Genomic DNA, 14,283 nt, shown 5'->3' on the forward strand with positions numbered 1-14,283 from the left:
AGCACGCCATGACTTGCCATGACACCAGACCGTTCCTGCAAGCACCGCACGCGAGCCAAGGTCCCGCACATCGGTTTGTCTTTCTGCTGCTGCCAACCCATTCACCGGCGGATGTGAGCCTCGCCATAGAGACTCTGTCTGAGGCCAATGCCGCCGGTGCAAACCCGCCTTATACATGGCAAATTCTCAGCGAAGACGGCCTGCCCCTACGCTCGCAAAGCGGCCTTTCTCTGGCTGTGGAAGGCGGTGTGGAAGAGATTGATCTTACTGCAACAATTTTCCTCTGCGGAGGCAATCGCATGGAGGCACCGGCTAGCCAGAAGCTGCTTAACCTGCTCCGCAAAGCCACCCGATATGGTGCCACTTTGGGCGCATTGGGCAGCGGCTGTGCCATTCTCGCGCAAGCGGGTCTGTTGCCAGACAAAAAAGTGGCCGCACATTGGGCCATTTCAACGTCGATACAGGAAACATTTCCTGATCTGGATGTGCGCCAACAGGTCTATGACACCAGCAGCAAATCTCTGACCTGTGCCGGTGGCCTTGCCACGGCTGACATGTTTCTCAATGTGATTGGCACGCAACAGGGCACAAACTGCGCTCAGAAAACCGCTGCCGCCCTCGCCTGTTCCAGCATTCGCGATCAAAGCAACGCACAAACGCTCTCCGCCGCCTGTGAAATCGGTGCCAAGAGTGTTCATCTGGTCCAGGCGGTCGAGATCATGCGCGAGAACCTCGAACACCCTCTGTCCCCCACTGTGATTGCCAAAACGGTTGGCGTCTCAAGCCGGCAGTTGGAGCGCCTGTTTTCCAAACACCTCGGCATGTCGCCCAAAAGCTACAGCAACAAACTGCGCCTCGAAAACGCAAGACGCCTCATCCAGCAGACCAAACTGAGTGTACTGGAAGTTGCCATCGCCAGCGGTTTCTCCAGCACATCGCATTTTTCCAAACAATACCGCAAACGTTTCGGGGCCTCCCCAAGCAGCGAACGCGGTATCCCGTCCGCATCTTAACAGCGCCATGCCCGTTCAGGAGCTGAGTTTCAGCACGGCTTGTTCAGTTGCGGCTGGACCTCGAATTCTGAACTGCTAATCTTGTCTCTTGGAGAGGGTGAGGTTGCTGCGGTTGCGGCTGGACCTCGAATTCTGAACTGCTAATCTCACCAGAGGCAGCGCCATGAGGTTGGCCAGTTGCGGCTGGACCTCGAATTCTGAACTGCTAATCTGCGTCCGTACCATATGTCACGCTGCCGATAGTTGCGGCTGGACCTCGAATTCTGAACTGCTAATCTCAAAGGCTATTTTGACAACCCGTATTCTGAGTTGCGGCTGGACCTCGAATTCTGAACTGCTAATCTCGATGCTCTGACGGCCACTGAGTATGTGCTGTTGCGGCTGGACCTCGAATTCTGAACTGCTAATCTTTGAGCTTCTGCATGGTCTCATCGCCAACGGTTGCGGCTGGACCTCGAATTCTGAACTGCTAATCTACGCCGGTTGCGGAATTGACCGATTCGTAGTTGCGGCTGGACCTCGAATTCTGAACTGCTAATCTAACGGTAGTCATGGTGCGGTGTTCCCTTGCGTTGCGGCTGGACCTCGAATTCTGAACTGCTAATCTAGATCACCCCTCAACCCCTTGTTCACGCAAGGTTTTGAGGGGGATTTACTTGTATATTTCCGTGGGGTTTTCATCAAAACAGCGCCAACTGATCCGGATTCTTTCGGGCCGTCTGTCGGCCCTGATCTGAAAAATGAACAATATCACGATATTGGCGATCGGTGAAGTTGAGGATTTGGATGTCACCTTTATCGGGCAAATTGCGCGCGATTCTGTTCACCCGTGTCTGGAATGCTTCCTTCCCATTGACGAAACGGGCATAGACTGAAAACTGGCTGCGCTCGAACCCCTCATCAAGCAAAAAATTGCGAAAATTCGTTGCGGCCTTACGCTGCGGTTTGGTGTCCGTCGGCAGATCAAACATCACGAGTATCCACATGATTCTATATCCTGATAAATGGCTTGGATAAAATGTCATGCGCCCAGCCCTGCGAGGGTGAGTGCATCGGGTGGTTGTGGCAGAGAGAGCGAGAGTTTGCCGCTCTCGAAGCTTTGCCCGAGCGACGTCGCTAGTTTCATAATAGCGACAGAGACTGGAGACTGACTATCGCCCAGAGGGAGATCAAGCGCGATAAGGCGCGCAAGCGTCTGTTTGGCTTCGGTGTCAACCTGCGGTCCGTTGCGCTCAGCGAGCGCGCGCGCGGCGCAATCAACCAAAGGGCGAAAAGGCTCCATCAGGTCATCCGCAAGAGCAAAAGCATTGCCGCGGTTGGAATGGTGCAGGCCGATGGTCGGGTGTAGCCCTGCGGCTACGATGGCGCGGGCTGTCGCCGCGCGAAGGACAGTATATCCGTAGTTCAGGATGGCGTTGACATCGGGGACGTCACGATTGCGTCGAAAGTTGTCCCCCATCATAAGGGGCCAATAGTAACGGGCGGCCTGCGCCTCGACATTGGTACTGTCACCGCTGGTAACCGCGCGGGCCATCATGGTAAGCGGGGCATGAGGCGCAGCGATAGCCTCCAGCGCGGCGGCTTGCATTGAGATCTTTGAGATCACCACCTGCTTCCATGCCTGTTTGACCATTGGGGCTTTGGCTTGCCATTGAGCCCGCAAGCGCCCGCCCTGTGCGTGGTGCCCCTCGATCGGCATGAGGACAGAGCGGGGCGTATGGTTGGACGCGCAAAACACAACGGGCACCCCACGATCACCAAGCTCTGCAAGAAGGTGGCCTGACACCGTGGCCCCGTGGGCATGGACGATAACAGCGGTGATTTCATCCAACGCGACGCGCCCGATTTCAGCGCCCGCTTCGGAGACTTTTAAAAACCCACGTTCACGCGAAAGGTGACGCCCTTCCGTGGCAATATCAATAACACGATCCAAAAATCATACTCCAAATGGTTGGAAGCATGATCTATTTTCGCGATTCGCACGACTGCACTCAGAGTTTGGGAGGGCCCGGGTCACGCAGGCGACCGATTTCGTCCACTAGAACCCGGCGAAGGCCCGTTTTAACGAGTGTACCTGCACCCATCTGAAGAAATTTAAATGGATCGGTCTTGTCGCGATTTCTGGCGTCCGCATTTGCTTCGAGATGCTGAGCAACAAAGAGCCCGTTCTTGATGTGCATGGATTGTACGTAACCTACTATTTCTTCACCGTCCTTGGTAAGTTTCACCATGTCTTTCTTAAAAACGCGCAAAATACGCTTTGCTGCGGGATGGGGACGTGGGGCGCTGCCTGCGTGGGCTTCATAGGTTGTCACAACCTGCGGCACGATTTTTCCGTCAGGTAGTTTCCAAAGCTCATAACAATGGTTGCTGTCGCCTTTGTACGCCTTCAGGGGTTGGCCGCTCTCGGTTTTGCCAATCTCAACGCGCGCTGCTTTTTGCAGCGTTTCGACCAAACGGACACGACGGATACCCTGATAGGGACCTTCTTTGGAGGCAAAATCCACCAGAGCCTGTTCAAACATCTTCCCCTCTTTGCCTTTGGTCGCCACATAAAGGGCGTTTTGCAGTTGCGGATCGCGAATGTTTTTCCCACGTTCTGTGATGGCGATATCGGAGGGTTTGAGTGACATAAGCGGGGTCCGGCTGGCAACGGTGAGATCGTCAATCACGCCATAGGCCGTGTCGTTGTGCAGCCGGCCTGCGGTGCTATCACGTCCCGTTTTGCGCCCCTCGACGTCGATGCGGCCATGATCGGCCCGATGGCTGACAATAATCTTCTCAAGCTGACTGGCGATGTCGGCGCGGAAATGCTCCCATGGAGCATCTGTGTCACGCGCGATCAACTCAGCGGATTGGCCAGCGTTCTCGCCCTGACCAGCCGCACGGCTGATTTTTTGCATGAGCCGATAGTCTGTGGCTGCGACCACAGCCGCATCAATTGCATGATGACGGTGATCGGTGCGGTTTTTGGCCTTTACGGCGCCTCTGTCCTTGTCATTCAGAAGTGCGTTCAGGCCCCAATGGCGTCGCAGCATTTCCGTCATACGCCCCGGCACAACCCAGACATGCCCCCCCTTGGTAAAGAGCGTATCAAGATACATACGCGAGATTTTTGCCAGATACTGCGTATCCACCAAGGCGCGGTCGAGGAAATCGTTTTCCCCCTCGAACCACTCCATCGCGTCTGGGCCAAAACGCTTGCGTTTTTTCTCGGGCAGGTTCTTGAGATTGGCCGCGATATCGTCCCACTGGTCCGTACCGCCCCACGCCTCCCACGGGGTTCTGTCTGATTTCTCGCGGTTGGCCTCCTTCAGGCAGAGGGTGCGGTTGGCAAAGCTGTCATCCAGCGTGCGCGAAAAGGGCAGGATGTGATCCACATCACAGGAGCCGTCAAACACCATCGTGACACTGATTGTCTTTCCTGTGTAGGGGCAACAGCGCGGCCCGATTGCGGGGCCAAGGTCTTCCCAAAGACGCAAGAGCATTCGGTTATGCCCCGTGTTTGGCTGTCCAAGTTGCTCAAGCTGCTCACTCCGACGGATCGCATCGGCCGTGGTGTTCCGGAGGCGTTTCATCGCGTCTTTCTTCTGGGGCTCAGATTGCTTCAACTCTCGCGCCAGTTCGACGACGATCTGGTCGGGCTTGCCATGGACTTCAATGATTTTATTAACCAATCGCCGCAATTGGTTCAGCCCGATATGCACGGTCGGATTGGTGATCCGCCCATACCGTGTGATCTCGTCGTCGGTCGCGTCATAGGTGCCGGGGATCACATGGCGATCAAGCACCTCGCCGTAATAGGGAAGCACCTCGAGACACGCCCCCGTGCGCTGATCTGAGTGGTGCCACCCGCATTTCGCAACAGCGTCGGAATAGGTGCAAACCTCGGCTTTCAATTGGTCCAGAATACGCTCGGTGGCGCTGAACCCAAGGCGCGCGTACCCTTCGGGCAACGGGGCGTTCCCAACGGCCTTGGCGTGATCCGCGTCAAGCCCATGACCCTGTATCAACCAGTCGGTCAGCTCTATAAACTCACCCTCGCTCTGAACCTGCCTCACGCGGGAAATCACATCCCATTGCGCCTCCCAATCAAGGGAGGACCACTGGGGCCCAAAGCGTGCGGGATGGGCCATGCAGGCGCGGACCGGATCACAGGAGATGTTTTCACGGACACCTGTCTCCAGGGTGAAACGTTCACCGTCGCGCAGCTTAAGCAACTTGGCGAGTGCCTTCAGCGTCATATTCATAGACGTCATGGATTTGGTCGGTTTTTTATTATCCAGCGCGTGAACAAGTGTGTCCCGCTCCTCCAGTGTCAACGGACGGGTCGAACGCCCATCCGCCGTGACGCGCAATTGGTTGATGGTCTCAAAAAGCACACGCCGCTGTGTCAGTGGATGTGCCTTGGCGATACGTTCCTCTGCTGTAAACAGGCACAGACCGATTTTCGGCTCCTTTAACGGGCGCTGATAGAAAATCTTCTCAAAGACCAGATCGCGTAGATCGTCCGTCAGTGCCTGGTGGTGCGTGGCCTGTGCCGCCCAAAGCGCATGAAACTCTTCCTCCAGATGATGGCGATCAGGATAGAAATCATAGCCCGCCTCAGCCTTCGCATCGGGGCCGCCACGGGCCGCAACCGACAAGCGCGTGCGCACACTCGGCACATGGCGTGGATCGCTGGCACGCTGACGGCGCATATGCAGAAACTCGCCATAGCTGCGCGCGCCGCTGGTCATCATTTCCAGATCAAGGCGCGCGGTGGCCTCCCTAATCTTGCCATTCTCGTTGTCGCCCCGATCTGTCTTGCGGTTTGACTTGAAACCACGCCGCTGATTGAGATGAAAGAGAGCGCGGCCGAAATGGGTGAGCGGCAAGGCGTCATCCAAACCCGTTGATCTGAGTTCATAGGGATCCAGTCGTTCGAGCTTTTTCGCCTCCACTGGATCGGCAGGCATAAGCCCCGTGCGTGCCAATAGCTTCATCAAACTGGCGCGGCGGCGCAGGTAGCGATCCCGGCGGCGGCGCGCCGCACGCGCAACACGACGGTCAACCGCGAGGGAGGTCTTGGATTTGGGGTCACGCCCATCGGAGAAAATCCGAACGCCCCCATCAATCACCTCAACAATCCGTGCAGAAGCCGCTTCGCCATCTGTTTTGTACAGCCACCAACCAACCGAATTTGTCCCAATATCCAAACCAAGCCGCATAATAAACCTCATGAAAATAAGAGGAAAGTTTTCTCCGGATCGCATAAGATTGCAACTTGAAAGTGAGTGGTGAATCTGTAACGCTCAGCGCAGTTCAGAATTCGCGGTCGAGCCGTTAACAAGCTCGAAGTAGCACCACATTAAAGCGCGTCCTACGGGGCGCGCTTTTCCGTTCTCACGCGGTTTTTATACAAACAGGAAAGCCCCAAATTTAGCACTCATTGCTCTCCAGTTACCCAATAGGCGATGTGCAAAGCAAACCTGCCGAAAGGAGCCAGGGGCGCTTTCCATCGGCATGGAAGAGGAAAAGGGAAGTCCGCGCCAACCACGAATAGGGCAACACACCCGAAAAGACGAACCAGTTCAAACATTCAAAGAAATGCATGAATTTATCATATATTTAAGGAGGTAACATGGCGCACCCAGAAGGATTCGAACCTTCGACCTTCGCCTTCGGAGGGCGACACTCTATCCAGCTGAGCTATGGGTGCTTCCAAAACGGGGTATAGCCAGTGTCGCTACGCCCCGCAATCGTAAAATGCCTGCTTAAAGCGTTTCGAGAGCAACTTGAGATATCGAGTTGATAACGAAACGCCCACAACATCTATTGGCTGCGCGCGTTTCGCCTAACCATGTGCCTTTACAATAGGTCGAAACGCTTTAGGCAAAGAGTTCATGCGCCAGTTCCAGCGCGTCAATCAACACATCCACTTCGTCAGTGGTGTTATAGAGGCCAAAGCTCGCACGGCAGGTCGCCGATACGCCAAGATGCTCCATCAGAGGCCCGGCACAGTGGTGCCCTGCCCGCACCGCAACGCCTTTTTTGTCCAGAATCGTTGAAATATCATGGGCATGCGCCGCGCCATCCAGCGTGAAGCTAAAGATTGCCGCCTTATTTGCTGTGGTGCCTTGCACCTGAAGCCAGTTGAGTCCCGAAAGTTTCTGCACCGCATAATCGCGCAGTTTGGCCTCATGTGCGGCGATGTTTTCCATGCCAAGACCCATCATATACTCAAGCGCAACGCCGAGCCCGATGGTCTGTACGATGCCGGGCGTGCCTGCCTCAAATTTCATCGGCGGATCGTTGTAGATGACAGCTTCTTTGCTGACTTCCTTGATCATGTCACCGCCACCAATAAACGGCCGCATCTCAGCCATACGCGCGGCTTTGCAATAGATCGCGCCCGACCCGGAGGGTCCATAAAGCTTGTGGCCGGTAATGGCATAGAAATCACAGCCGATGTCCTGCACATCCACAGGCGCATGCACCGAGCCCTGCGAGCCGTCCACCAGAACCGCAACACCTTTTTCATGGGCGGCTTTGGTGATGGTTTTCACATCCACCATTGTGCCCAGAACATTGGAGCACTGCGTGATCGCCACCAGTTTGGTTTTGGGACCAATCGCGTCAATCACGGCTTGGGGATCCAGCGCGCCTGTGGCGTCCACATCCACCCATTTGATCACCACGCCCTGACGCTCCCGTAGAAAATGCCACGGCACGATATTGGCGTGATGTTCCATCACCGACAGCACGATCTCATCGCCTGCTTCCATACGCGGCATCGCCCAGCCATAGGCCACCATATTGATGCCTTCGGTGGTGCCGGAATTCAGCACAATCTCATCTTCGCTCTTGGCATTCAGAAACTTGGCGATGATGCCACGCACGACTTCGTATTTGTCCGTTGCGAGGTTGGAGAGGTAATGCAGCCCGCGGTGCACATTGGCATATTCCTGTTCATAGGCCCGCGTGATGGCGTCGATCACCACTTTTGGCTTTTGCGCCGAGGCCCCATTGTCCAGATACACCAAAGGCTTTCCATTCACCTCACGGCTGAGGATCGGAAAATCAGCACGGATTTTATTTACGTCATACATCTCAGGAAGTTCCCAGAAAGAGCGACACCAGCAGGGACGCGAAGAAAGACAGACCAATCGCCAATGCCACCATCGTGGCGGCCAGCAGCATCAGAGATTTGGCAACGCTGCCAAATCCATGCAACACGTTTACGAATTGAAGGCTGATCCAGATGCCATAAAGGCTCATGCCCAACACGACAAAAGACGCGAGGTTTGAAGAGAAGACCGCCAAAAGCAAGATCCCCACATGGACACCGGCCTGAAACATCTGCAGCCAGCCAAAACCCAAGAGCAATTCCTCAAAGCCCGCGCGCCCGCCAACGGCCTGACCGCCCCAGAAAAGCGCGGCAACCATCGCGCTCATACGGACCATCAGGATCGCGGCAAACAACAGCGGTGCCTGATCCAGCGGGGCAAAAAGCTGCGCCAGAATGGGGAAGAGCGAAATGGTGGCAAAGGTCAGAACGGTGTTGAGCACCACGCCCAGTCCCAGAACCTGCCAGCCGATCTCGCGTGGCATGGGCCGCCCCATCACCACCAAAGCAGCTTCGCCGGGATCCTTGAGCGTGAGCCAGAACAGAGCACTAAGTGGATGTGTCATGCAGTTGTCTTGCCCGCCTCAATCAACCCGGAAATCCAGATCCGCAGAAAGAACACCAGCCACAACACCCCGACGATGCTGAGCGGCACGCCTTCGCCAATAAAGCCCTCAACAAGCCCAACCAGCAGATAAAGCGGACCGGTTGCCGCCATCGCCCAGAACAGCGCAATACGGGCACCAAAGGCACTTTGCTTGCGCCCAAACGCCCTTAAAATCAGATGGCTGACAAAGGACAGCGCATAGGCAAAGAGCGGCAGAATGAACACCAAGGCAAAGAGGCTGCCCCCAAGCAAGGGGTTCAGCTCCGTCTGCGTCAAATGGGCTTCACGCGCCAACGCAGGCCAGCGCGAGACAAAAATCACGATACAGGCCGCCATGAGGATCGCAAACGCGCGATCTTCCCGCTCCCCCATATCCAGCAGACCGCGCACCACAGACCGTGGTGCGCGATAGCTTGCCAAAATGTCCAGCGTGACAGACATCAGTCGCGACGACGCTCCAGCCAGCCTTCCAGACGCGCCAGAACGGAGTCCTTCAGAGTTTCGCTTTCAATCTCATCCACCGCTTCTGCCACAAAGGACATCACCAGAAGATCGGTTGCGATATCCTTTGGCACACCGCGCGCGCGCAGATAGAACAAAGCATCCTCATCAATTGCCCCAGATGTGGAGCCATGCGAACAGGCCACGTCATCGGCGTAGATTTCCAGCTCTGGCTTGGCGAGGAACTGGCTGTCTTCATCCAGCAGAAGCGATTGGCTGATCTGATAGCCATCGGTTTTCTGCGCTCCCGGCTTCACCAGGATTTTGCCCTGAAACACGCCAACGGCCCCGTTGCGCAGCACTTTCTTGAAGACCTGACGGCTTTCACAGTTCAGCGCATCATGGGTCACAAACACCGTGTCGTCATGATGGAAATCACCATCGCCAAGACAGGCACCGGCCACATGTGCCACCGCATCATCCCCGGTCAACTCCAACACAGCTTCGTTGCGGGTCAGGCGACCGTTCACTGTCAGCGTGAAGGATTTGAACACGCTTTCGGTGCCCAGACGGCCAAAGATATGGGTCACTGCGCGCCGTTCATGATCACGCCCCTGCGCACGCACATGGTGGAACGCCGCACCATCGGCCACATCCACTTCCATGACCTTATTGAAGCGTGCCGCCGCCGGGCCGTTTTCCAGCACAGTCAGCTCTGCGCCCGCGTCCAGTTTGATCACATGGTGCAAAATCGCATCCGAGCTCGTCTCTGCATGTTTGTAGATCAGGTTCACCGGCTTGCTCACCTTGCCAGTGACATGGATCACCAGACCATCGCTCGCAAAGGCCGTATTCAACGCCGCCAGAGGGCGCTGCACCGGGTCCTGACCTTTCAGTTCAAGCTTGCCATAAAGGTCTTTGGCCCAGTGAATGTCTGCGCCCGCTACGTCCTGCAACCGTTCGATCACAAGACCTTCCGCGCTCAGATCATCCGATTGCGCAGCGTCAAAAACACCATCCACAAAGACAACTTTGAGACGTTCAATCTCATCAAACAGTGGCGCTTCGCCGGTTTCAAAGGTCGCCGCCTCTGCAACCTCGCTCTGCACTAGCGTGTCCGGACGGGTGAACTTCCAGTATTCGTCACGACGCTCCGGCAGCCCCATGCCCTTGACGCGCGCCAGAGCCGCTTCGCGGGCTTCGGTGATCCACTGACCACCCGAAGGCACCGCCATCTCTGCGAGCCGCGCCGCCGTTGCCTCTTGTTTTTTTGCCAAAGCGGCCATTATGCCACCTCCGCCAGAATGTCGGCATAGCCGTTCTTTTCAACTTCCAGTGCCAGCTCCGGACCACCGGTCTTGATGATGCGGCCATCAGCCATAATGTGCACCACGTCTGGTTTGATGTGGTCCAGCAGACGCTGGTAGTGGGTGATGACAAGGAAACCACGGCCTTCGTCACGCAGCGCGTTCACACCCTCAGACACCAGTTTCATCGCATCCACATCCAGACCGGAGTCGGTCTCATCAAGGATGCACATCTTTGGGGCCAGCATGGCCATCTGCAGGATCTCGTTGCGCTTCTTCTCACCACCGGAGAAGCCCACGTTGACCGGACGCTTCAGCATGTCGGCGTCGATCTTGAGCGTCTTCGCCTTGGCGCGCACCTCTTTGAGGAAATCCGCCGCAGAGAGCTCTTCTTCGCCGCGCGCTTTACGCTGTGCATTCACTGCGGTGCGCAGGAAGGTCATGTTGCCCACACCGGGAATTTCCACCGGATATTGGAAGGCCAGAAACAGACCAAGCGCCGCGCGCTCTTCTGCTTCCATCTCCAACAGATCTTCACCGTCCAGCGTCGCTGCACCGTCAGTGACCTCATAGCCGTCTTTGCCGGACAGAACATAAGACAGAGTGGATTTGCCAGAGCCGTTCGGGCCCATGATGGCATGCACCTTGCCCGCTTCCACTTTCAGATCCACACCTTTCAGGATCTGCTTGTCTTCATTTTCCAGTTTGACCTTCAGGCCTTTGATTTCCAACATTTTCTATTCCTTCGCGTTTCCTCAGGCGCGCACGCCCGGTCATATCTTGTTACGTGGCGCTCGCCGTCAGGCGCTCACATATGTGATCAGCATCATCACGCCCATGGCGACAATTCCGCAGACAGCGGAGGTCACAAAGACCGATCCGCCAATCAGACCTTCGGAGCTGCCAGAGCGCTTACGGCGCAAGCCAAAGCCCACAGCAGAGCCAAGCGCGATCCCCGCGCCCACACCTGCGGATTGCTGCATCAGAGCGTGAATGGTTTCCATCAGCCCACAGAGCCTTCCAGTGAGATCGCCACAAGCTGCTGTGCTTCCATGGCAAATTCCATCGGCAGCGCCTGAAGCACTTCCTTGGCAAAGCCATTCACGATCAGCGCCACGGCCTCTTCCTCGTCCATGCCGCGCTGACGGCAGTAGAACATCTGCTCATCATCCACCTTGGAAGTGGTCGCCTCATGCTCCACGCGGGAGGAGTTGTTCTTCACCTCAATATACGGCACCGTATGGGCCCCACATTTGTCGCCAATCAGCAGACTGTCACATTGCGTGTAGTTCCGGCTGTTCTTGGCTTTCGGGTGCATGGACACGAGACCGCGATAAGTGTTCTGCGCCACACCTGCACTGATGCCTTTGGACACGATCCGCGACTTGGAGTTTTTGCCCAAGTGGATCATCTTGGTGCCGGTATCGGCTTGCTGGTGGTTGTTTGTGATGGCAATCGAGTAGAACTCGCCCTGGCTGTCATTGCCACGCAACACGCAGGACGGATACTTCCAGGTCACGGCAGAGCCGGTTTCCACCTGTGTCCACATGATCTTGGAGCGATCGCCCCGGCAATCCGCGCGTTTGGTCACAAAGTTGTAGATGCCACCCTTGCCGTTCTCATCACCGGGATACCAGTTCTGAACGGTGGAGTATTTCACCTCGGCGTCTTCTTCGATGATGATTTCCACCACGGCCGCGTGCAGCTGGCTGGTGTCACGCTGAGGCGCGGTGCACCCTTCCAGATAAGACACATAAGAGCCTTTGTCGGCGATGATCAGCGTGCGCTCAAACTGGCCGGTGTTTTCCGCGTTGATCCGGAAATAGGTGGACAGCTCCATCGGGCAGCGCACACCGGGCGGCACATAAACAAACGAGCCGTCAGAGAACACCGCGCTGTTGAGCGTCGCATAGAAGTTGTCGCTCACCGGCACAACAGAGCCGAGGTATTTCTTCACCAGCTCGGGATGCTCACGGATCGCCTCGGAGATCGAGCAGAAGATCACGCCCGCCTCTTTCAGCTCTTTCTGGAAGGTCGTGCCCACGGAAACGGAGTCAAACACCGCATCCACAGCCACCTTGCGGCCTTCCGCAGGCGCATCCTCGGCACCTTCAACACCCGCCAAAATCATCTGCTCTTTCAGAGGGATACCGAGCTTTTCGTAAGTTGCCAGCAGCTTGGGGTCCACCTCATCCAGTGATTTGGGCTTCTCTTCCATGCTCTTGGGGCGCGCATAGTAGTACTGATCCTGAAAATCCACTTCAGGGTAGTCCAGCATCGCCCAGTCTGGTTCTTCCTTGGTCAGCCAGCGCTGATACGCCTCCAGCCGCCATTCGGTCATCCACTCCGGCTCTTCATTCTTTTCGGAAATCAGGCGCACAATATCCGGCGTCAGCCCCTTGGGGGCATATTCCATCTCAATTTCGGTTTCCCAACCGTATTTGTATTTGCCGCCCACTTCGCGGACGGCATCCACGGTCTCCTGATCGACGCCTTCTTTTACTTGCGTCTGGTCGATTGCGGCCATGAGCTACTCCTGTATGTTCGCTAGGCTCACACGCTCTTATGCGGAGCGGGCAAGATGTTTCCCGTGAATGGACAGCCATTTGTCGGCAAATCCCATCACGTCCTGTTCTGTAGTTACGGGTCCAAGACTGACCCGGATCGCGCTTGCGGCTGTGGTTTCATCAAACCCCATTGCGGTCAAAACCTTGCTCGCCCGGACTTTGCCGGAGGAACAGGCTGACCCGGCAGACACCGCATAGCCTGCCAAATCCATTTGCATCACCTGCGTTTCCCCTTTCCAACCGGGGGTGGCAATGCAGCTTGTGTTGGGAAGACGCTTGGCGCCCTGTCCCACAAAGATGGTGTTGCCCGCGCCCTCTGCAAGGCGGGCTTCCAACATATCGCGCAATTGGGCGACACGGTCCCATACCCCATCAGCCAGATCGCGCGCCGCCGCCGTGGCCGCCGCAGCAAACCCCGCTGCGCCAATGATATTTTCGGTGCCAGCACGGCGGCCCATCTCTTGGCCACCGCCGCGCAGCTGTGCGGAAATATCGGTGCCACGCTTCACCACCAGCGCGCCAATGCCTTTGGGGCCGCCCAGCTTATGCGCTGAGATCAGCGCCATCTGCGCCCCGCTCCAGTTAAAGGCCACAGGCAGCTTTCCAAAGGCCTGCGTCATGTCGCTCACCGCGATCCCTTCGGGCAGCTTTTGCACCACACCGGTTTCGGAGTTCGCCAATTGCACACAGCTCGCCGCCGGATCGGTGATCACAATTTCGCCATCACGGCCCACCGCAAGATCCGGGGTCACCCAAGCTCCCACCGCATCATGCTCCACATCCCCCGCATGCAGCTCGCGCCCACGCAATGCAAGCGCCGCAGATTCCGTGGCGCTGGAGGTGAAAATCACATCCGCCCCATCTGCGCCAAAAGCGCTCGCGATTTCTGTGCGCGCCTTCTCAAGCAGGCTCTTGGCCGCACGCCCTTCCGCATGCACCGAAGACGGGTTGCCCGCCACATCCATGGCCGCAATCATCGCATCTCGGGCTTCCGGTCTCAGCGGCGTTGTCGCGTTATGATCAAGGTAGACGCGCATCACCCTTCTTCGTCGACAACGGCAAACAACGTTGGCACAGCCGGACAAGGTGCCAGATCATTCTGTACGATGTCAGACAGGCGGGTCTGGTGCAGAAACACGTAAACATGCGCAGACAACCCTTCCCACAGACGGTTCGCCATGGATTGCGCCCGTGATCCGCTAGAACCGCACTCGCACCCGCGCCAGTGTGCAGCGCAGAG

At 56.6% G+C, this 14,283-nt stretch carries 12 protein-coding genes, 1 tRNA gene, 1 pseudogene and 1 CRISPR repeat array; of the genes and pseudogenes, 1 reads left to right on the forward strand and 13 read right to left on the reverse strand.

Features of this window, described 5'->3' with window-relative positions; genetic code table 11:
* Positions 1-8: 8 nt before the first annotated feature.
* A complete protein-coding gene (locus SHM7688_RS15615; protein ID WP_058240847.1) occupies positions 9-1,013 on the forward strand; it encodes a GlxA family transcriptional regulator in 1,005 nt (334 codons plus the stop codon).
* 46 nt (positions 1,014-1,059) lie between these two features.
* Positions 1,060-1,620: direct repeats of the CRISPR family, unit length 36 nt; unit sequence GTTGCGGCTGGACCTCGAATTCTGAACTGCTAATCT.
* Positions 1,621-1,693: 73 nt separating this feature from the next.
* Here the strand turns inward: SHM7688_RS15615 and cas2 are convergent.
* The 13 genes and pseudogenes from cas2 to SHM7688_RS15680 all read right to left on the reverse strand — a co-directional run.
* Entirely contained in the window at positions 1,694-2,038 is a 345-nt protein-coding gene (gene cas2 / locus SHM7688_RS15620) for a CRISPR-associated endonuclease Cas2 (RefSeq protein ID WP_058240848.1), read from the reverse strand.
* Positions 2,035-2,946, reverse strand: coding sequence for a type II CRISPR-associated endonuclease Cas1 (cas1, locus tag SHM7688_RS15625; RefSeq protein WP_058240849.1), 912 nt, complete (start codon positions 2,944-2,946; stop codon positions 2,035-2,037). Before cas1 ends, cas2 begins: the two co-directional genes overlap by 4 nt.
* A 58-nt stretch (positions 2,947-3,004) precedes the next feature.
* Entirely contained in the window at positions 3,005-6,223 is a 3,219-nt protein-coding gene (gene cas9, locus SHM7688_RS15630; protein ID WP_058240850.1) for a type II CRISPR RNA-guided endonuclease Cas9, read from the reverse strand.
* Positions 6,224-6,637: 414 nt separating this feature from the next.
* Positions 6,638-6,714: transfer RNA gene (locus tag SHM7688_RS15635), tRNA-Arg, on the reverse strand.
* Positions 6,715-6,883: 169 nt separating this feature from the next.
* Positions 6,884-8,104, reverse strand: coding sequence for a cysteine desulfurase (locus SHM7688_RS15640; protein ID WP_058240851.1), 1,221 nt, complete (start codon positions 8,102-8,104; stop codon positions 6,884-6,886).
* A 1-nt stretch (position 8,105) separates the two neighbouring features.
* A complete protein-coding gene (locus tag SHM7688_RS15645) occupies positions 8,106-8,687 on the reverse strand; it encodes a hypothetical protein (RefSeq protein WP_058240852.1) in 582 nt (193 codons plus the stop codon).
* Positions 8,684-9,169 (reverse strand): hypothetical protein, encoded by a 486-nt coding sequence (locus SHM7688_RS15650; RefSeq protein ID WP_058240853.1) that lies wholly within the window; start codon positions 9,167-9,169, stop codon positions 8,684-8,686. The genes SHM7688_RS15645 and SHM7688_RS15650 overlap by 4 nt, the downstream gene beginning before the upstream one ends.
* Positions 9,169-10,455, reverse strand: coding sequence for a Fe-S cluster assembly protein SufD (gene sufD / locus SHM7688_RS15655; protein ID WP_058240854.1), 1,287 nt, complete (start codon positions 10,453-10,455; stop codon positions 9,169-9,171). Before sufD ends, SHM7688_RS15650 begins: the two co-directional genes overlap by 1 nt.
* On the reverse strand, positions 10,455-11,210 hold the full coding sequence (gene sufC, locus SHM7688_RS15660; protein WP_058240855.1) for a Fe-S cluster assembly ATPase SufC: 756 nt from the start codon (positions 11,208-11,210) through the stop codon (positions 10,455-10,457). Before sufC ends, sufD begins: the two co-directional genes overlap by 1 nt.
* Positions 11,211-11,276: 66 nt before the next feature.
* Complete coding sequence (locus tag SHM7688_RS15665) at positions 11,277-11,480, reverse strand: hypothetical protein (protein ID WP_058240856.1); 204 nt, start codon at positions 11,478-11,480, stop codon at positions 11,277-11,279.
* Positions 11,480-13,003 (reverse strand): Fe-S cluster assembly protein SufB, encoded by a 1,524-nt coding sequence (sufB, locus tag SHM7688_RS15670; protein WP_058240857.1) that lies wholly within the window; start codon positions 13,001-13,003, stop codon positions 11,480-11,482. Before sufB ends, SHM7688_RS15665 begins: the two co-directional genes overlap by 1 nt.
* Before the next feature lie 36 nt (positions 13,004-13,039).
* Complete coding sequence (locus tag SHM7688_RS15675) at positions 13,040-14,083, reverse strand: cysteine desulfurase family protein (protein WP_058240858.1); 1,044 nt, start codon at positions 14,081-14,083, stop codon at positions 13,040-13,042.
* Positions 14,080-14,283, reverse strand: a pseudogene (locus SHM7688_RS15680) (hypothetical protein); the annotation flags it as partial. The gene SHM7688_RS15675 and the pseudogene SHM7688_RS15680, both read right to left, overlap by 4 nt.

Origin of the sequence: Shimia marina (assembly GCF_001458175.1) — a bacterium.
Classification (GTDB): domain Bacteria; phylum Pseudomonadota; class Alphaproteobacteria; order Rhodobacterales; family Rhodobacteraceae; genus Shimia; species Shimia marina.